Source organism: Streptomyces sp. NPDC059455, from assembly GCF_042750115.1.
Lineage (GTDB): Bacteria > Actinomycetota > Actinomycetes > Streptomycetales > Streptomycetaceae > Streptomyces > Streptomyces endocoffeicus.
Genome location: NZ_JBHYVB010000053.1, coordinates 5897 through 24252 on the forward strand (window position 1 = coordinate 5897; position 18356 = coordinate 24252).

The following is an 18356-nucleotide window of genomic DNA, read 5'->3' on the forward strand; positions in this document are numbered from 1 at the left end:
GGGGGCGGCCGCCGTCGGAGTCGACCCGGCCCCCCCCCCCCCCCCCGTGGTGGTGCATACCCCGCCGGCGCCCGGGGCCGGGGGCCCCCTCCCGGGGCACCCCCGGGGGGGCCGGGGCAAAAACCCCCCCCCGGGGCGGCGCCAACGCGGTGCGCTTCAATGTGCAGCACAGCGAGGTCCAGGACCACCGGCCGGAGTTCGGCTCCCTCTTCGGGCTCGCGCGGCTGCCCATCGGGTACTTCACCCTGGAGCCGGTCGGTGCCATCACCGCCGTCGACTGGCGGCTGCGGCTGCGCGACGCCGAGCTGACCGGGACCATCACCACCGACAAGGGCACGCTCACCCTCCGCGCCCTGGTGCACAACTCACGCTCCGTCATGGCGATCGAGGTGACCCCGACCTCCGGTGAGGCCGCGTTCCGCTGGGTGTTCCACCCCGCCGAGGCCATCAGCCCGCGGGTCGACTTCAAACCGGTGCCCGACGGCTACACCGGCAACCCCCCGGCCGTCGTCGAGGACCACCACGGCGTCCAGGCCGCCGTGCAGCCGCTGCTCGCCGGCGGACAGCATGTGACGGCCTGGCGGGAGCGGACCCGCGCCGGACGGCGGACGCTGTACGTCACCGTGGCCCACTCCCACCCCAAGCGGACCGCGCGCGACCGCGCCCTGAAGGACATCGGGTCCGCCTCGGCGCTCCCCTACGACGCCCTCGCGCCCACCCATCGCGCCTGGTGGCACGCCTACTACCGGAAGAGCTTCCTCTCCCTCCCCGACGCCCGGCTCCAGCGCTTCTACTGGATCCAGCTGTACAAGGTGGCCGCGGCCGCGCGTGCCGACGCCCCCGTGATGGCCACCTCGGGGCCCTGGCTGGAGTCCACCCCGTGGCCCGCCACCTGGTGGAACCTCAATGTGCAGCTGGAGTACTGGCTGATCCACGGCTCCAACCACCTCGAACTCGACGCGGTGACACGGGCGCTCGGCGAATTCCGCGACAACCTCTCCAACCAGCTCGACGCCCCGTACCGCAAGGACTCGGCGGGCATCCCCCGCACCACCGACATCCATCTGGTCAACGGCGGCGCGGTGGCCAACGGCGGCTTCGCGGTCGGCATCCCCGGCCAGGACCCGCCCACCCCCGAGGTCGGCAACCTCACCTGGGCACTGCACAACGTGTGGCTGACCTACCGCCACACCATGGACGAGTCGGTGCTGCGCGAGGTGGTCTATCCGCTGCTGCGCAAGGCCATCGCCTACTACCTCCACTTCCTCACCCCCGGCAGCGACGGCAAGCTGCATCTGCCCGCCACCTTCTCGCCGGAGTACGGCGTCAACGCGCCCGACTGCAACTACGACCTGATGCTGCTGCGCTGGGGCTGCGCCACCCTCCTGGACTCGGCCCGGATCCTCGGCGTCAAGGACCCCTCCGCACCGCGCTGGCGGGAGGTGCTGGCCAAGCTCACCCCGTACCCCGTCGACGAGAACGGCTTCATGATCGGCGCGGGCGTGCCCTTCGCCAAGTCCCACCGCCACTACTCCCATATGCTCGCCGTCTATCCGCTGTACGAGGTCACCTGGGAGGACCCCGCCAAGCGCGAGCTGATCGAGACCTCCCTCAACCACTGGGTCGGCTTCGAGGGCGCGCTCCAGGGCTACACCTTCACCGGCGCCGCCTCGATGTCCGCGCAGATGGGGCGTGGTGAGGACGCGTTGAAGTACCTGGGCGAGCTGATGAGCCGCTTCATCCAGCCGAACACCATGTACAAGGAGTCCGGCCCGGTCATCGAGACACCGCTGTCCGCCGCGCAGTCGCTGCACGACATGGTGTGCCAGAGCTGGGGCGGGGTGATCCGGATCTTCCCCGCGCTGCCCACCGCCTGGCGTGAACTGATGGTCCACGACTTCCGCACCCAGGGCGCCTTCCTACTGAGCGCCGCCCGCGAGGACGGCCGGACCCGCTGGGTGCGGCTGCGCAGCGAGGCGGGCGCGCCCTGTGTCGTACGGCACTCCCTGGACGGGCCCATCGAGGTGCGGGACGGGCGCGGGCGGCGGCTGCCGTACGAGACCGTGGGCACGGGAACGATACGGATCGCGCTCACCAGGGGCCAGGAGGCGATCATCACCGCCCGCGGCGACCCCCCCGGCCAGGAGGGCCCCCCCGCCGACGCGGGCGGCCCCGCAACCCCCCGCGGGCGCCCCCCCCCCGCCGTCGCCAGGTGTTCGGCCAGGACCTTCTCCGGCAGCCGGTTGACACGGCCGAGTACGGGTTCGGTCTGGGTGCCGAAGAGGCGGACGAGGGCGACACCGGCGTCCTGCCGGTCGGGGTCGGTCCAGTCCGGGGTGTAGCCCGCGATCCGGCCGCGGACATCGGCGCGGACGGCCTCGCGGGTGGCGTCGACCAGTTCGGGCTGGACACCGGTCGGGCCGGGGCCGGACACGATCCGCCCGTCCTCGCGCTCCCGTTCCCGCGCGTCCCTCTCCCACCACACCTCGCCGGTCATACCAGCCCCTCCCCCGGTTCGACGGCGGGCACGATCCGGGTGTGGACCGCCCGCAGGACGGGAAGCTCCCCCGCGCCGAGCGGCACCTCGTCGCACTCCTCGAAAGTCCCGTCCGGGTCCACCCCGTCGAGGCCGATCGCCACCGCGGCGATGTCCGCGAGGTCGCCCAGCGCCCGCTGTGCGGCCCGCAGCAGGGCCGAGGGCCGCAGCGGCTGTCCGAACGGCCAGCCGTCCTGGTCCTCACCACCCACGAGCGGGTCGAGGAAACGGCGCAGCGCGGCGGTGAGCGCGGTGGACACGCGGGTGACGTCCGCCGGATCGCCCGACAGGGCCACGCGCAGCGTCACCTCGCGGTAGCGGGGCGCGCGGACGAAGACCTCGGAGGTGAGCAGCCGCGCCTGTTCGAGGTGGGCGGCGGCCGCGCGCAGCATCCCGGGGTCGGGGAGCGGCGCGGCCACGAAGTCCTCGCGGGTGAGGTCGTCGCGGGGCGCGGCCGGGACGATATGGACGGTCACCGCGCCGGGCACCGTGGCGCACGGGAAGCCGGGGTGCGCGCCGACGGCCGGGTAGGCGCGGGCGATGGCGACGCCCGGTGTCGCACGCGCCAGGGTGGCGTAGTCCTCGGCGGTGACCGCGCGGGTCACCTCCCCCAGGGAGTCGGCGGCGCGGCGGCGCGCCTCGGTGATGGTCTCGGGGTCGGTGCCGCCTTCGGCGCGTACGAGGTTGGCGGCCGAGACCGCTCCCGGAAGGTCCTGGGCCGGCAGCCAGTTGCCGGTCATGCCGCCGTTGCCGGTCCGGCCGCCGCCGGTCACGTAGTCGATGTGCGCGTCCGGATCCGGGTGGGGGATGCGCCCGGTGAGTCCGTCGCCGAACACCAGCGCGCCCTCGGCCCGGTCGAGCACGAAGATCCGGTCGGCCGGGGAGCCGAAGGTGAAGTCCGGGGCCGGCCGCCACTCCTGGCCCGCCAGGCGCAGCGTCGCCTCGAGGAGGCGGTCGGCGGCGTCCGGCAGGACGAGATGCTGCCCGGGCAGCCGGAGCCAGGCGCCGATCTGGTCCTGGAGGTCGTCGCCGCTCACGGTGTGATGCCGGCAGTGGCGTGCCGCGGCGGCGTTGACGGCGAGTTGGAGCAGACGGGGCGGGGCCGCGTAGGTGGCGGCCGGGGTGGACACCAGGAGCCCGGTGTCCCGCGTCGTCCAGTCGGCCGGGGGGTGGAGCCGGACGACACCGGACCGTCTGAGCCCGCCCGTGCCGTCCTCGACCATCTGATACGCACCGGAGATGTCCGTGCCCGGCCGGAACCACGACCAGGTCAGCTCGGCGGGCGGCGGTACGTCGGCGACCGCGCCGGGCAGCCACGACGGCGCGGACGCGGCGGGCGCGTCCAGCTCGACGAGCAGCCCGATCGGGCCGGGCGCGGGGTGGTCCCCGGTGAGCGGCAGGGTGAACCGTACCTGTGCCGGGGTGCCATCGCTCGCCAGCAGCGCGATGCCGCGCCGGGCCCGCAGATCCGCCGTGCGGTCGCGGTCGGTCCACACGGTGACCTCACCGCCCTCGGCGAGCGGCGGCACGGCCAGATCGTCGTCGAGGGTGAAGACCACCTGCCCGGTGGGGTCCCGGGTGAGCGCCGTCCCGGCGGGGACGAGCGGGACCGCGGCGCCCTCCTGCCGGGCGGCGAGGCGCAGCACGGTGGCGGCGGGGCGGGCGGGGCGCGGCGGTTCGAGGCCGAGCAGCCGCAGTATGGCGACCACGAGCGCGTCCGGCACCTGGTCGAGCCAGTACAGCCGCTGTTCGAGCAGGTAGGCGAAGAGTTCGAGGAGGGTGACGCCGGGGTCGACGGGCGCGTGCAGCGTCCAGGTGCCGTCGGACTCGGCGGGGATCCGGCGACGGATGGCCGCCATCATGTCGGCCCAGGTGAGGTCGTCCAGCTTCGGCGGGGGCAGGGTCATGGTGTGCCCCCGGTGAGGCCCGTGAGTCCGGTGAGCCCGGTGTAGAACGGGAACACCAGGTTCGCCTTGGTGTTGCTGCGCCGGATGCGGTACACGACCGAGACGGTGATCCGCGACTCGTCGGCCGGGTCGGCCTCCGCGCGGACCTCCTCCAGTTCCACCCGCGGCTCATGGTCGCGGACGGCGACGGCGATCGACTGCTCCAGGTCGCGCAGGTTCTGCACACTCCCGGGCGCGAACACCAACTCCTGTGCCCGGGTGCCCAGTTCGGGCCGCATGACCCGCTCGCCGGTGCCGGTGAGGAGCAGCGCCCGCAGACAGTGCTCGATGCTCTCCTCGCCGACGGCGTATCCGAGCCGCCCGGACGCGTCGGGCAGGATCGGGAACCGCCAGCCGGTTCCGAGGAACTCCTCGCTCATTCCGTCCTCGCCTTCTTCGCCAGCACGGCGGGGGTGAGCGGCGGGGCCGGCGGGCCGGTGGGCCCGGCGGCGGAGGGGTGGGTGTGGGTGTTGAACGCCTGGAGCAGCGCGTGGCCGAGCACGAGCGGTTCGGTGGCACCGCCGCCGAGGTCGATGGAGGGGGAATCGACCGTCAGCTTCGGCGCCTTGAGGGTGATCTCGCCCTGCGCGGTCACGGTGACGCTGCCGCCCTCGGCGGCGGTGATGCGGATCGCCTTGCCCTGGTCGTCCAGCTCCACCACATGTCCGGCGGCGGAGGTGATCCGTACGGCGGCCTTGGACTGGGTGTCGTCCAGGAGCACCTCATGGCCGTGCCGGGTCCGGATGATCTTCTGGTCGCGGCCTTCGGTGCGGGCGGTCGGCGGCTTGTCCTCGCCGTTGTAGAGGCCGCCCAGCACGATCGGGTACCGCATATCCCCGTGGACGAAGGCGACGAGCACCTCATCGCCCTTCTCGGGAACGAACACCGAGCCGTAGCCACCTCCCGCGTAGAGCTGGCTGACCCGGACCCAGTCGGTGACCGTGGTGTCGTCGAACCACGGGAACTTCAGCTTGACCTGCCCCTCGTCGTCGCCCTCGTTCTCCACCACGAGCGCCTCGACCACGCCGTAGTAGCGCTTGTCGGTGGAGCGGGCGCGTGGCGTGCCCCTCATGGTCACTGGTCCCCCTGATGGATCCGCCGTCCGGTGAACTGGGTGAAGAAACCACTGGTGTTGAGGGTGTGCTCGACCCGCTTGACGAAGTAGGTGCCCGAGAAACGGTGGCCGAGGCCGTAGATCTCCAGGTTGTCGCCGGGCCGCAGCTCGGGCAGGCCCGCCACCTTGCCGGTCGCGGTGATGAACTCGTAGGCCCGCTCGCGCAGCAGGCTGATCGCCAGTTCGCGGGCCTCCTGGTCGCTGCCGACCGGAGCGTCCACCACGACCTCCTGGCGGCCCTGCAGGGTGGACTCGGCGACCTGCGGCCCGCTCTGCCCGTCGGCCGTGTTCTGCCCGGCCGGGAGGTTCTCGGCGGTCGCGGTGAAGGCGATCGGCTGTTTGGTACGGGGGTCCCAGCCGCGCACGGTGACCTTGCTGACCTGCTGGGAGACGGTCAGCGTCGGGGTGAACTCCATCAGGTTGGGGACCAGCCCCTCGGGCCGGCCGGTGGGGCCGGTGCTCAGCCCGGGCGCGTACGCCAGCCGGTACAGCCGGATCGGGCGGCCGTCGCGGCCGTCGGTCGGCTTGGTGAAGTACAGCGTGTCCTCGCCGGTCTTCGCGTCCGGCAGGATGTAACAGTCGAAGTCCAGCCGCTTGGCCCGCTCCAGCAGGAACGTCGCGTCGTCCTGGTTCTTCTGCACCACCACGTCATGGGTGGGCCCTTCCCGGGTGACCTCGATGCGCAGGTGGTTGCGCTGGGCGATCTGCTCGGCGATGCGCCAGTCCGGCAGATTGCGGTAGATCTTGGTCTCGTTCTCGGTGGGCTTGCGGTCCTTGAGCCGCAGCAGCCCGTCCACGCCGCTGACCTGGACGGTGGGCGACGCGCCGTCGGTGAACTTCGGGCTGAGCGTGGAGATGGTCCCGGTGGCGACGGTGAGCAGTTTGTCGGCGTAGCCGAGCCGGACCGAGACCCGGCCGCCGAGCCGGAAGCGCGGCGAATCGCTGTGCTTGAACCGCAGATTGGCGTCGTCCCAGTTGTTCAGGGTGAGATCGAAGCCGGACAGCTCGTCGATGTCCCGGTTCACCTTGATGTCGATGATGTCGTTCTTGGTGGACGGGTCCATCTCCAGGCCCTCGATGCGCACATCGAACTCGGGCGCGTACCGGTCGGGCGAGGCGACCTCGGGGGTGGGGGTGCTCATCGCGCGCTCCTCACGCCAGCCGGGGCACGGTCAGCACCCGGCCCGGCCGCAGGTCCCGTGGGTCGCTGATGCCATTGGCGCGCGCCAGCTCCCGCCAGGCGTCGGGCCGCCGGTACAGCGCGGCGGAGATGGAGCTGAGGGTGTCGCCGCGGCGCACCACATAGCTCTTCTCCACCGTGGGCGACGAGCGCGGCGTCTCGGCGACCTGCGCGGCGGCCGTGCGGAACTCCTTGAGCGAGAGGTCCAGCATGGCCCGCAGCGGCACACCATCCGGGCGGAACAGCTGGTAGTTGACATCCAGCTTCTCCACCACGCCGGTGAAGACCTCCTCGTCCCAGACGAACCGGACGACCGGTGGCGCGTGTTCGCGGCTGTCGGGCCGCAGCAGGTTGCGCACCGCGTTGACGTAGGCCTTCCGTACGTTCTCCAGAGTGTCGGAGGTGTCCACCAGCGCCTGCACGGTGAGGGTCTCGGTGCCGCCGCGGACGTACTGCAGGGGCGGTGTCTCCAGGCCGGGGATGGTGATCTCGGCGAACGTGTTGCTCTTGCTCAGCTTGTAGTCGGTGGGGTTGAACCGCAGCGGGATCCGCCGCTGCCGCTCGTCGGCGATCACCGGCCGGACGATCTCCAGCCGGGCCCGGGCGGCCCCCTGCCGCGCGAAGGACACGGGCGTCACACTCATGAACTGCCCTCCGCGTCACCGAAGCGCCGTTCCACCTCAGTGTGTTTGGCGCGTGCGCACTGGTCCTCGTACAACTTCGCCCACGCCTGGATGTGCTGGTTGAACAGGCGGGTGAACACGGCGCCGTCGTCGCCGTCCACCTGGAACCGGACCTCGAGGTGGTGAATGGTCACCTTCGGCACCTCGGTCACCTCCCTTGGATCTGGCGCGGCAAGGCGCTCGCCGCGGCGTCCTGCAGGACCTTCGTCAGCCCCTCGTGCGCGATCTCCAGCGACTCGATGGCGATCGCGTTCTGCTCCCCGTGCAGGTCCGGGCCGGTCCACTTGGCGGCGAGCCCGCCGTGGAAGGCCCAGGCCGCACCTGGCACCCCGTCCGGGCCGAGCACGATCACCGCGCCGTCGCGGCGGGCGCCCAGCGAGTCGGCGAGCCCGGCCTGGTACCAGGACCACAGCCCCGGGTCGCGCACCACACCACGCTTGAGGGTGATCCGGTTCCATGAGTGGCGCAGCGGCAGTTGGTGGACCGAGTCGTTGCGCCCGCCTTCCGGGTAGCTCGTCACCTCGAGCTGCGCGCCGAGCCCGGTGACCTCCTGGAACGCGCCGGAGGCGGCCAGTGGCAGCAGCAGCGCCTGCGCGGCGGGCAGATACGCGTCGCCGGGGTCGAGGGTGACCAGGAAGCGGTATTTGGGCAGCGGATCCAGGCTCATGCCTCGATCACCTCCAGACCTCGGTCCTGGCCGAGTACGAGACGCAGCCGGATGAACTCCATGGGGACGGCCGGGGCCACCTCGATCTCGCAGACCAGTTGCCCCGGGTCCTGCTCGGGCGGGTTGTTGGTGTCGTCGCACACCACCCGGAACGCCTGCTCGGGCCGGGCGCCGGCGAGCGCCCCGGCCCGGAAGGCCGACAGGAGCACGGAGGTGAGCGCCCGTACCAACGTCAGCCGCAGCTCGGCCGAGTTGACGTCGAACACCAGCGGGCTCGCCGCCCGCCGGATCGCGCGCACCAGCAGATGCACCAGCCGGCGGTGGGCGATGTAGCGGGTGCCCGGGTCGGCGGACAGGGTGCGCCCGCCCCACACCATCAGCCCCCGCCCGCGGGTGCACCGGATCAGGTCGATCCCCGCGTCGAACAGCCGGACCTGCTGTGGCTCGGGGTATTCGGTGGCGAGGTCGACCGCCTCCAGGATCACCGCGTTCGCGGGCGTGTGGTGCGCCCCGCGCTCGCCGTCGAGGCGGGCGATGACGCCCAGGACGTGCCCGGACGCCGGGACGGTGGGCAGGTCCTGCCCGTCGGGGGTGCGCAGCGGCGGATGGTAGACGGCGGCGCAGCCGAGCAACTGGCTGTCGCCGGTGGCCGCCAGGGAACCGACCCAGTCGACCACCTGGTCCACTGAGGACAGCGCGGGCGGCACGTCCAGAACGGCGAGACGGTCGTGCGACGGCTGCACGCTCCGCAGCAGTTCGAGCACCGCGTCGGTATGCGCGGCACCGGACAGGTCCGTGCCCAGGTCCGGCAGCGCCACCAGCGCCGGTTCGGGCAGTTCGGCCTGTACGGTCACGGCGTCCGAGTACGCCCCGCGGGTGGGCGCGGCGTCGGCGCCGCCCGCGAGCGTCAGGTCCCAGGACATCGAGATCGGGCCGGACCGCCCCGGTGGCGGTGGCGGCCCGTCCGGGACCAGCCGGAGGTAGCGGGATCCGGTGAGCCGGTCGGCCAGGCCGGCGAGCGGCAGCCCGGGAAAGGTCTCGGGCGGCTCGCCGGGCATCATGATCCGGATGCCCACGGTGGGCGGTCCGGCGACGGTGCTGGCCTGGTAACGGATGGCGACGCGCCCGCCGTTGGCCCAGGCTCCGGGGCTGGTGGCCACCACCTGGTAGCTCGTGGCGTCCCATCCGCTCAGCGGCCCGACCGTCCACGCCGTCCGGGCCGTGGAGGCCGGCCCGGACACCCGGAGCACCCAGGCGGTGCGGCCGCCGTTCTCGAAGAAGCCGCGCAGTGCGTACGGGGTGGCGAAGGCGCCCTCCGGCGGCCCGAAGGTGCCCACGACGTCGTTCCAGCTCTCCACGCGCACGGGAGTGCCGACCGGGCCGCGGCGGAGCCGGCCCAGGAACGCCGCCACGTCGGTGCGCAGCGGCTCGGTGTCGGAGCCGCGTGGCGCGAACGCGAGGGATACTCCGGGGAGCGCATCGCCTGCCATGTCAGGTTTCGATCTCCAGCTTCTCGACCGCCAGGACGAGCGTCTCCATGGCGATCTCGTTCTTGGTGGCGCTCAGCGTCGGGCCGGTGTACTTGGTGGGCCAGCCGCGGTCGAAGTTCCAGCGCACCACGTCGTTGCGGTTCTCGTCGCACAGCACGATCGAGCCGTGGGTGCGCTTCACCGTGCCGTTGAGCGCGTCGGCCACCCACTTCCAGAAGGCGGCGTGGCCGGTGATGCCGCGCTTGAAGGTGAGGTTGGTGAACTTCTTCAGCCCCGGGATCTTGCGGACGGTGATGTCCTCGCTCCCGTTGCGGTACTCGATCGGCGGGATCTCCAGCTCCAGCCCGCTCGCCTCGGTGAAGGACCCGCTCACCGCGAGCCCGTCGTCGCTGACGTTGAACACGAAGATCTTGAAGTTATAGGACGCGTATGGATCGTCCCTGGTCACGGGCGGCATGGTGGACTCCCTCGGGCTCTCAGGCGAGTTGGGTCTCGCGGGTCTTCTGCTGGATCCGGAAGATCACGAACTCCGCCGGGAAGACCGGCGCGACGCCGACGACACAGATGAGCCGACCGTTGGCGAGGTCGTCCTCGGTCATCGTGGTGCGGTCACAGGCGACGAAGAACGCCTCGTCGGCGGTGGTGCCGGCGAGCGCGCCGGTGCGCCACACCGTGGTGAGGAAGTTCGTGACCGTCTGGCGGACCAGGGACCACAGCGCCTCGTCGTTCGGCTCGAACACCACCCACTGGGTGCCCTCCTCGATCGACTCCTCCAGATAGAGGAACAGCCGCCGGACATTGACGTACTTCCACGAGCTGTCCGAGGAGAGCGTGCGCGCGCCCCAGACCCGGTGGCCGAGTCCGGGGAAGAACCGGAGCGCGTTGACGCCCTTGGGGTTGAGCACGTCCTGGTGGCGCTTGGTGATGTCCTGGGCGATGCCGTCGGTCAGCCGGATGCCCCGGATGACCGCGTTGGCCGGTGCCTTGTGCACTCCCCGCTCCACATCCACGCGCGCGTAGATCCCGGCCATGTGGCCCGAGGGCGGCACCTCGACGTCACGGCCCGCCGACAGGTCGCGGGTGACCAGCCACGGGTGGTAGAGCGCGGCGTACTTGGTGTCGAACCGCTCGCGGAACGCCTGGACGTCCTCGATGTCCAGGCCGTCCTGCGGATCGAGGATCGCGAACCGGTCCTTGAGCAGCTCGCAGTGGGTGACCAGGGCCGATTCGACCGTCCCCGACCACATGCCCGGCACGGCGCAGACGGCCACCTCGTCGATGTCCTCCAGCGCGGCGATCCCGGTGCGCTTGCCGCTGCCGCCGTCCTCGCCGACGAAGTCGGCCACGCTCAGACTCCCGTAGGCGTCGTCCCCGTATCCCAGCTTCAGCCAGGATCCGACGGCGGGCAGGGGGAACTTCGTCGGATCGGTGGACAGGGCGCCCAGCGCCGTCGCCCGCACCAGCCGGGAGCGGCCGGCCAGGGTGGTCACCAGGCTGGCCGGTGTGTCGCCGGTGAGCCGGAGGTTGCGGTGGGTCTCGGTCTCCACGGCTCCGGACGGGTCGGTGAACCGGGCGTCGACCTGCGCCTCGATCAGTTGCACCCGATCGGTCTCGAACAGCGTCCCCGGCACGTTTCCGTCGAGGGTGACCACGTCCGCGGCGACCGATTCGACGGTGCGGATGGTCAGATGGGTGCCGTCGTCGAGCTGCACGACGGCGCCTTCGTAGAGCCGGCTCGCCCCGCCGACCCGCAGCGTTGTCCCCGCCGAGGTGTTGCCCCGGCGCACCCGGCGCACCAGCAGTCCACCGCGCCACGCCTCATGGGTCGCGCCGGACGGCAGGGTCAGGGTGACCTTCCCGTCCGCCGGCTGGCTCACCTGGACCTTGAAGCGGCCGGTGCCGATCTGCACCCACACGTCGGACGGCAGTTCGTCGGGGTCGAGCCCGGTCACCGCGGCGACCTCGACCGTCTCGCTGTCGGCGGCGGCGTCCGCGGCCAGCCGCGTGACGAACAGCCCGCCCTCCTGCGGATCCGGCAGCACCGGCAGCGCGGCCGAGGCCATCGGCTGGATCCGCACCTGCACCGCGTCGCCCCACGAACCGGGGCTGACGGCGGCGAACTCCAGTGTCTGCTCAGCGCTGCGCGTCCCGATCTGGACGTAGTCGCCGCGGCCCGCCCTGACCTCGGCTGGCAGCTGGGCGTCCAGCTCGATCCGGTGGGTGGTGGCGTCATAGGCGGCGACACCGGCGGTGTGGATCGACTGCTGGTCGTCGCCGCGGAAGATCTGGATCTGCTGCCCGACGCCGGAGAACCCGATCAGATGGCCGAGTTCCAGGCGGGTGGCGCCCTTGGCGGCATCACCGGCGACCGGGCTCACCAGGCCGTGGCCCAGCACGCCCGAGGACGGGCCGGCCTGCTTGCTGGCGACCCGCTTGATGTACAGCCGCTGGCCGCCGTTGTCGAAGAACCCCTTGACGGCCAGCGGGAACAGCCACCAACGGCCGCCTTCCGCCGGGTCGTTCGCCCAGGTGTCCCGGATCAGCGGGTCCGGCTCGCGGAGGAATCCACCGAAGGTGTTCTGGAACTCCAGGAAGTTGGTGACCAGTTTGGGCTTGCCGGTGTACGGACCGCGCACGGTGACCCCGGCCATTCCGGCCGTACTGGTGCTCACCCCCGCGATCGGCCGTGGGCCCGCATCGATCTCCTCGATGTAGACCCCGGGGCTCAGATACTCCGCCATGGACGGCTCCTTAACTCTCGCGGATCTCTATGACGTGCCGGCGCTCGGTGTCCTGGGGCAGCCGCACGACCAGCGATCCGGACCGGCCCGGCCGCTCGGTGGCCTGCAGTCGGAATGTCTCCTCGACGGCGTGCTCGTCGGCCTTCTCGCCCTCCCACCGCAGGGCCAGCCGGAAGGCGCCCGCGGCGTCGGACAGGGTGCGCTCATGCCATGGCGTCAGGTCCCGGCTGGTCTGCCCCCCGGCCTCCACCAGCGCATTGGCGATCGGCGCCCTCGTGGCCGCGTCGACCACGACGCCGTGCACCGTGCGCAGTCCCGGCGGGTAGGGGAAGGAGACGCTCGGCAGCAGCCGGACCAGCCGGGGCTCGGTCACCACCGGCGGCGGGTGGCCGTCGTCATACGGGTGCACCAGGAACTCGACGCCCACCAGGTCCGCCGAGAACGGCCGGCCGTCGGCCGGGTACAGCGGCTGGTAGCCGGGGGCCGTGAAGCGCGCCCGGTGGCGCCGCGGCCGGGCCGCCCACGGCTCGGCGCACCGGCCAAGACCCGGATAGACGAAGGCGGCGCTGGGGGTGCGCACCGCCGTGTCGTCCAGCGGCAGCCAGTCGCCGTCGTCGTAGCGGTCCAGCTGGACGGTGACCCCGGCGGCGCGCACCCGCCGGGCGTAGTCGTCGAAGGGTATGAACCAGGCCGGGCTGTAGAGCGTCGACCGCTCCAGCGGCAGGAAGCGGCTCATGGCAGCCCCGCCCCGCTGATGACCCGGCTGTGCACCGGGTGGACCGGCGTCTCGACGGCGGAGTCCAGGTTGACCACGCGGACCTCGTAGTTGAGCGACAGCCGGTACGGCTTCTGAATCGCGTACCAGACCCAGGACTTCTGGTCCAAGGTCAGCGGGGTCAGGCTGAGGTGGAGCGCGTCGGTGCTCGCCGCCAGGCTGCCGGACAGCTGTGCGCCGTCCAGGATCGCGTCGTCGTAGAACGTCTGGAGGGCCCGTCCGAGCATCCGGTGCTGGGTTGCCTGGTCACCGCCCCAGGGGGTGACCAGGTAGCGGAGCAGCAGGGCCATCGGCGGCTTGCGGGTGGTCGGTGGGTCGGGTGGCTGGGAGCGCACCGGCGGCCGGTTGCGCGAGGTGGGGTCCTCGGCGATCTCGTAGAGGAACACCGTGAGTTTGGGCGGTGGTGTCTGGACCGTCTCGGAGAGGTCGTTGAGTTCCGCGATCGGCGGTTCCACCTGGCTGAGCCCGCGCAGGGACTGGGTCAGGCTGTCCACGATGACCGTGGAGACGTCGGCGATGACGCCGAAGTCGCCCATGCGAATGCTCCCCCTCTCCGCGCTCGAAAGCGTGCTCCGAGAGGATGCCGGGACCGGCGTGGCCGGACCGCGATACGCACATCACACGAACGTCACCGGTCCGTTTTCGTGGCCGCCGATGACGAACCCGGACACACATCGACAACGCCGAGGTGACACCGACGAGCATATTGTCCTTTCATGGAAATCCCCTCAGAACGGACCGGTGTCCTGATCCTCCGGGTCTGGGTGGAAGGCGGCAGGCCGGATGGATTCCGTGCGCGCATCGTGCCGACCGGGGACGGGCATCAGACAGCCCCCACCGCGGTGAGCGCGGTCGACGATGTGCTCACCGCCGTGCGCGCCTGGCTCGACCAGTTGCTCGAGCCGGAGAGGTGACGTTGCCGCGACGTTCCGGTGATGGCCTGCCATATAGCGTCCTTTGGCCGGAAGACCGGACACACGATCATGATCTGCTCGTAACATGGCTTTAGGGCATCCCGACGGGACGCACGGGATGGGTCGCTGGAGCCAATATCGCCCCGGGGGGCCGATGAGCACAGAAGGCCACGTCATGACGTTGAGACTGCTCAAGAGTTTCGCGTTGTCGGTCGATCAGAATCGCGTTCCCATATCCTCCAGCGCCCAACGCCTCCTCGCGTTCCTCGCCCTGCAGAACATGCCGCGCAGCCGGACCTATGTGGCCGGAATGCTGTGGCCGGACGTCACGGCCTCCCGCGCCAACGCCAATCTCCGGTCGTCGTTATGGCGCGCCACGCGCACGGGGCATCAGGTCATCGACGCGTCCACGCAGGAACTGGCGATCTGCAAACACATCGACGTGGATATCCACGTGGCGGCGACGCGCGCGCACCGGCTGCTCGATATGTCGCGCCCGTGCGATGACATCCTCACCGCGCAGACCCGGGAGGATCTCTCGGCCGATCTCCTACCGGAGTGGTCGGAGAACGAGTGGGTGCTGGTCGAGCAGGAGCAATACCATGAACTCCGGCTGTATGCCCTGGAGGCGATGACCGAGCGGCTGACGGCGGTGGGCCGCCATGGCGAGGCCGTCGCCGCCGGACTCGCCGCCGTACGCGCGGAACCCCTGCGGGAGAGTGCTCATCGCGTGCTCATGAACGCGCATCTCGCCGCCGGCAACAGGGGCGCGGCGCTGCGGCAGTACGAGCAATGCCGCCGGGTGCTGCTCGAGGAGCTGGGCCTGGAGCCCTCCCAGACGCTGAGGAACCTGGTGCCGGCTCACTCCGGGGGCGGGGACGCCGGCATACCGGCTCACTCCGAGGGCGGGGGCGCCGCTCCGGAGCTCCCGACACGTCGGATCGTCTGCCATCCCGCGAGCGAGGTTCCGGCGCAGGGCACGGACACCTCGGCCCCGGCCGGCACCGTGCCCGCGTGACGAAGGGGTTTGCGGTGCCGCGTCTTTCAGGCTCCGGCCGTCTTTCAGCGGGTTACGCGGAGGACTTCGGGCACTAGACCGCGGGGACCACCGGCGACAGATGGGCGTCGCGCCGCACCAGTGCGGCGTAGCGTCCGTCCTTGGCCAGCAGCTCCTCATGGGTGCCCCGCTCGGCGATCAGGCCACCGTCGAGGACGACGATCTGGTCGGCGTCGCGCACGGTGGAGAGTCGGTGGGCGATGGTGATCGTGGTGCGACCGGCCGAGAGGGAGTCGATGGCCTCCTGGACGGCCTGCTCGGTGCGGGTGTCCAGGGCGCTGGTGGCCTCGTCGAGGATGAGGACGGGCGGGTCGCGCAGAATCGTGCGGGCTATGGCCAGACGCTGCTTCTCCCCACCGGAGAAGCGGTAGCCGCGCTCTCCCACCAGGGTGTCATAGCCGTCCGGGAGGGAGGCGATGTGATCGTGGATCTGGGCGGCCTCAGCCGCCGCCACGATCTCCTCATCGGTCGCGTCGGGCTTGGCGAAGCGCAGATTCTCGGCGACCGAGGCGTGGAAGAGATAGGTCTCCTGGGAGACGACGCCGACGGCCCGGGCCAGGGAGTCGAAGTCGAGGTCGCGCACGTCCACACCGTCGATCAGCACCCGGCCGCCGGTCACGTCGTAGAGCCGGGGCACCAGATAGCTGAGGGTCGTCTTGCCGGAGCCGGTCGGTCCGACGACGGCCAGGCTGCCACCCGCGGGGACGGTCAGATCGATGCCGCGCAGGGTGCCCTTCGAGGGGCCGGGCGACGCGCTGTCGTAGTCGAAGTCGACGCCGTCGAAGCGGACTTCGCCACGTACCTTCTCCAGGCGCACCGGGTCGGCGGGCTCGGTGATGTCGATCGGCAGGTCCAGGTATTCGAAGATGCGGGCGAAGAGGGCGAGGGAGGTCTGCACCTGCACACCGGTGGACAGCAGGCTCACCGTGGGCCGGAGCAGCCCCTGCTGGAGCGAGACGAAGGCGACGAGCGTGCCGATGGAGACGGCGGGGCCACCGGCCTGGAGGGCGATGCCCGCGGCCCAGTAGATCAGCGCGGGCATGGCGGCCATGACGATGCCGATGGTGGACATCCGCCAGCGGCCCGCCATGTTGGAGCGCACTTCCAGGCCCACGAGGCGCTCGGACTCCTGGGCGAACTGCTGGGTGAGCGACTCGGACCGGCCCATGCTGCGGCCGAGCAGGATGCCGCTCACCGAGAGGGACTCGGTGACCATCGCGGACATGGCCGCCATCTGCTTCTGGCGCTGTGAGGTGATCTTCTTGCGCTCGGTGCCGACGCGACGGCTGATCCAGACGAAGACCGGCAGCAGGAGCAGGGAGACGACGGTCAGCCGCCAGTCGAGCGCGAGCATCGCGACGACGGTGGCGACCACGCTGGTGAGGTTGGAGACCAGCGAGGTCGCGGTGGAGGTGACGGTGGCCTGCATGCCGCCGATGTCATTGGCGATACGGGACTGCACCTCGCCGGTGCGGGTGCGGGTGAAGAAGGCGAGCGGCATGCGCTGCAGCCGGTCGTAGACCGCGGTGCGCAGATCGTGCATGACGCGCTGGCCGACGGTGGTGGAGATCAGGGTCTGCAGAACACCGAAGACGCTGTTGACGACGGCCGCGGCGATCATGCCGAGGGCGAGCAGGGTGAGCAGTCCGGTGCGGCCGTCGGGGATGGCGGTGTCGAGGATCTCGCGGAGGAGGAACGGCGAGGCGACCGAGACCAGCGCGGAGGCGGCGACCAGGAGGCCGACCACGGCGAGGCGGCCGCGATAGGGATGGAAGAGCCGGAGGATGCGGCGCACCTGGGCGGGCTGCTCGGGCTCCGCGGTATGACGCTCGGGCTCCTGGGCGGACGGTGTCCATGACGGAGGTGTGTCGGGACGCATGGGCTCCTTCTGGAGTCAGGGCAGCCGACGCGGATGATGACGGCATGGTCGAGCCGTGGCCGTGGCCGCGTCGGCGCGGGCTTTGAGAGCATAGCTCATTGTTACCTATACTCACAATGAACCTGGTCCTGATAAACTGCGATCATGCCCACGTCCGAGACATCCGGCCTCCTCGCGGAGCAGCTGCTGCGCCTGACCCGCAGACTGCACCGCGCCCAGAAGCGCTATATGGAGCCGCTGGGCATCACCCCCGCCCAGTCCCGCCTGCTGCGCACCGTCGCCCATGACGACCAGCCGCCGAGGATGGCGGACCTGGCCCGGCGCCTGGAGGTGGTCCCGCGCGCCGTGACGACGCTGGTGGACGCCCTGGAGGCGCATGGCTCGGTGCGCCGCATACCGGATCCGACCAACCGCCGGGTGGTGCGCGTCGAGCTCACCGACACCGGGCGCTCGACGCTGCGCGCGCTGCGCGAGGCGCGCCGGTCCGCCGCGGAGGACATCCTGGCGCCGCTCAGCGATCAGCAGCGCGAGGCGCTGGGCGAGCTGCTGGACACCCTGTCCGGCACCCCGGACCACCGCTGCTGAGTTCCGGGCGACGGCGCCGCCGACATCCTGGTGCCGCGCTCAGGCGGCGAGGTGTGCCTTGTCCCCCATGACCACCACCGGGTGCAGCTTGGGGTCGAGGTTCTTCAGCAGATACTCCATACCGGACTTGGAGAGGCTGACACAGGCCGAGGTGCCGCTGCCGTGGTCCATGTGCAGCCAGATGCTGCCGCCCTTGCTCTGCCCTTCGGGCCGGGTCTGGTCCTGCGGCGAGGTGCCCTTGACGCGGTTGTAGTCAATGGCGATGACGTAGTTGAAGTCCGTCCAGTGAGACTTGGGCCAGTAGTGGGGCGCCGCGAAGGAGCCGGACGACGTGTACGGCAGCCGGGCGCCGGGGTCGGGCAGCACACCGCCCGCGTCGCTGAGCGTGTAGACCCCGACCGGGCTGCGCTTGTCGCCCTCGTGATGACTCGTCGTCCAGCCGCGCTTGCCGTTGTGCGCGGACCAACTGCGGGTCCGGTCCCAGTCCTTGCCCTGCTTGGTGTAGAGGACCACGGTCGCGTCGCCGGAGTTCACCCCTTTGCCGTAGACCGCCACGACCTGACGGGACTGGTCCGGGATCCGGGACTGGAGCTTGTCCCCCACATCCGGGATACGCGTGGGATCCGGCGCGGGCGCCCCTCTGCGCAGCGCTTGTTTGCCCTGGTCCGCGCCCTTGTCACCGCCACCGTCAGCACCGCCGTCGCCGCAGGCTGTGAGGAGGACGAGGGCCGCGGCGGCCGCGGCCGCCGCACGGATGGACATCATGCCGGAAATTCGCATGTCCCCATG

At 71.3% G+C, this 18356-nt stretch carries 18 protein-coding genes; 4 read left to right on the plus strand and 14 right to left on the minus strand.

Features of this window, described 5'->3' with window-relative positions; all coding sequences use genetic code 11:
* Positions 1-161: 161 nt before the first annotated feature.
* A complete protein-coding gene (locus ACFXB5_RS20430) occupies positions 162-2342 on the plus strand; it encodes a glycoside hydrolase family 95-like protein (protein ID WP_385209723.1) in 2181 nt (726 codons plus the stop codon).
* Between the two features lie 151 nt (positions 2343-2493).
* Here the strand turns inward: ACFXB5_RS20430 and ACFXB5_RS20435 are convergent, their stop codons facing one another.
* From ACFXB5_RS20435 to ACFXB5_RS20490, 12 genes are read right to left on the minus strand one after another with little or no spacing between them, the layout of a single operon-like run.
* On the minus strand, positions 2494-4443 hold the full coding sequence (locus ACFXB5_RS20435; RefSeq protein ID WP_385209726.1) for a putative baseplate assembly protein: 1950 nt from the start codon (positions 4441-4443) through the stop codon (positions 2494-2496).
* Positions 4440-4862 carry a GPW/gp25 family protein gene (locus tag ACFXB5_RS20440; RefSeq protein WP_385209729.1) on the minus strand — a complete coding sequence of 141 codons (423 nt, stop codon included), beginning with the start codon at positions 4860-4862 and terminating at the stop codon, positions 4440-4442. Before ACFXB5_RS20440 ends, ACFXB5_RS20435 begins: the two co-directional genes overlap by 4 nt.
* Complete coding sequence (locus ACFXB5_RS20445; RefSeq protein ID WP_385209732.1) at positions 4859-5554, minus strand: phage baseplate assembly protein V; 696 nt, start codon at positions 5552-5554, stop codon at positions 4859-4861. Before ACFXB5_RS20445 ends, ACFXB5_RS20440 begins: the two co-directional genes overlap by 4 nt.
* A gap of 2 nt (positions 5555-5556) precedes the next feature.
* Entirely contained in the window at positions 5557-6738 is a 1182-nt protein-coding gene (locus tag ACFXB5_RS20450; protein WP_210947401.1) for a phage late control D family protein, read from the minus strand.
* Positions 6739-6748: 10 nt separating this feature from the next.
* On the minus strand, positions 6749-7420 hold the full coding sequence (locus ACFXB5_RS20455) for a LysM peptidoglycan-binding domain-containing protein (RefSeq protein WP_201847530.1): 672 nt from the start codon (positions 7418-7420) through the stop codon (positions 6749-6751).
* Positions 7417-7593, minus strand: coding sequence for a putative phage tail protein (locus ACFXB5_RS20460; RefSeq protein ID WP_385209735.1), 177 nt, complete (start codon positions 7591-7593; stop codon positions 7417-7419). The genes ACFXB5_RS20455 and ACFXB5_RS20460 overlap by 4 nt, the downstream gene beginning before the upstream one ends.
* A 14-nt stretch (positions 7594-7607) precedes the next feature.
* A complete protein-coding gene (locus tag ACFXB5_RS20465) occupies positions 7608-8126 on the minus strand; it encodes a phage tail protein (RefSeq protein ID WP_020865982.1) in 519 nt (172 codons plus the stop codon).
* Positions 8123-9616: a phage tail sheath family protein gene (locus tag ACFXB5_RS20470; protein WP_385209738.1), complete on the minus strand. Its 1494-nt coding sequence runs from the start codon at positions 9614-9616 to the stop codon at positions 8123-8125. The genes ACFXB5_RS20465 and ACFXB5_RS20470 overlap by 4 nt, the downstream gene beginning before the upstream one ends.
* 1 nt (position 9617) lies before the next feature.
* On the minus strand, positions 9618-10073 hold the full coding sequence (locus ACFXB5_RS20475; protein WP_201847538.1) for a phage tail protein: 456 nt from the start codon (positions 10071-10073) through the stop codon (positions 9618-9620).
* A 19-nt stretch (positions 10074-10092) separates the two neighbouring features.
* Entirely contained in the window at positions 10093-12357 is a 2265-nt protein-coding gene (locus ACFXB5_RS20480) for a phage tail sheath family protein (protein ID WP_385209741.1), read from the minus strand.
* 10 nt (positions 12358-12367) lie between these two features.
* Positions 12368-13093: a carboxypeptidase-like regulatory domain-containing protein gene (locus ACFXB5_RS20485; RefSeq protein WP_385209744.1), complete on the minus strand. Its 726-nt coding sequence runs from the start codon at positions 13091-13093 to the stop codon at positions 12368-12370.
* Complete coding sequence (locus ACFXB5_RS20490; RefSeq protein ID WP_275560165.1) at positions 13090-13668, minus strand: DUF4255 domain-containing protein; 579 nt, start codon at positions 13666-13668, stop codon at positions 13090-13092. Before ACFXB5_RS20490 ends, ACFXB5_RS20485 begins: the two co-directional genes overlap by 4 nt.
* A 180-nt stretch (positions 13669-13848) precedes the next feature.
* Here ACFXB5_RS20490 and ACFXB5_RS20495 point away from each other — a divergent pair, with 180 nt between their 5' ends.
* Together ACFXB5_RS20495 and ACFXB5_RS20500 are read left to right on the plus strand one after the other, a co-directional pair.
* Positions 13849-14046, plus strand: a complete 198-nt coding sequence (locus ACFXB5_RS20495; protein ID WP_385209747.1) for a hypothetical protein — start codon at positions 13849-13851, stop codon at positions 14044-14046.
* A gap of 175 nt (positions 14047-14221) precedes the next feature.
* Positions 14222-15064, plus strand: a complete 843-nt coding sequence (locus ACFXB5_RS20500; RefSeq protein WP_385209750.1) for a BTAD domain-containing putative transcriptional regulator — start codon at positions 14222-14224, stop codon at positions 15062-15064.
* Positions 15065-15137: 73 nt separating this feature from the next.
* On the opposite strand, the gene ACFXB5_RS20505 is transcribed toward ACFXB5_RS20500, so the two are convergent.
* Entirely contained in the window at positions 15138-16982 is a 1845-nt protein-coding gene (locus ACFXB5_RS20505) for an ABC transporter ATP-binding protein (protein WP_385209752.1), read from the minus strand.
* 144 nt (positions 16983-17126) lie between these two features.
* On the opposite strand from ACFXB5_RS20505, the gene ACFXB5_RS20510 reads away from it, so the two are divergent.
* Positions 17127-17567, plus strand: coding sequence for a MarR family winged helix-turn-helix transcriptional regulator (locus tag ACFXB5_RS20510; RefSeq protein ID WP_385209754.1), 441 nt, complete (start codon positions 17127-17129; stop codon positions 17565-17567).
* Positions 17568-17606: 39 nt separating this feature from the next.
* Here the strand turns inward: ACFXB5_RS20510 and ACFXB5_RS20515 are convergent, their stop codons facing one another.
* The gene (locus ACFXB5_RS20515) at positions 17607-18347 is read right to left on the minus strand and encodes a L,D-transpeptidase family protein (protein WP_385209756.1); all 741 of its coding nucleotides are present in this window, start codon (positions 18345-18347) and stop codon (positions 17607-17609) included.
* Positions 18348-18356 lie beyond the last annotated feature (9 nt).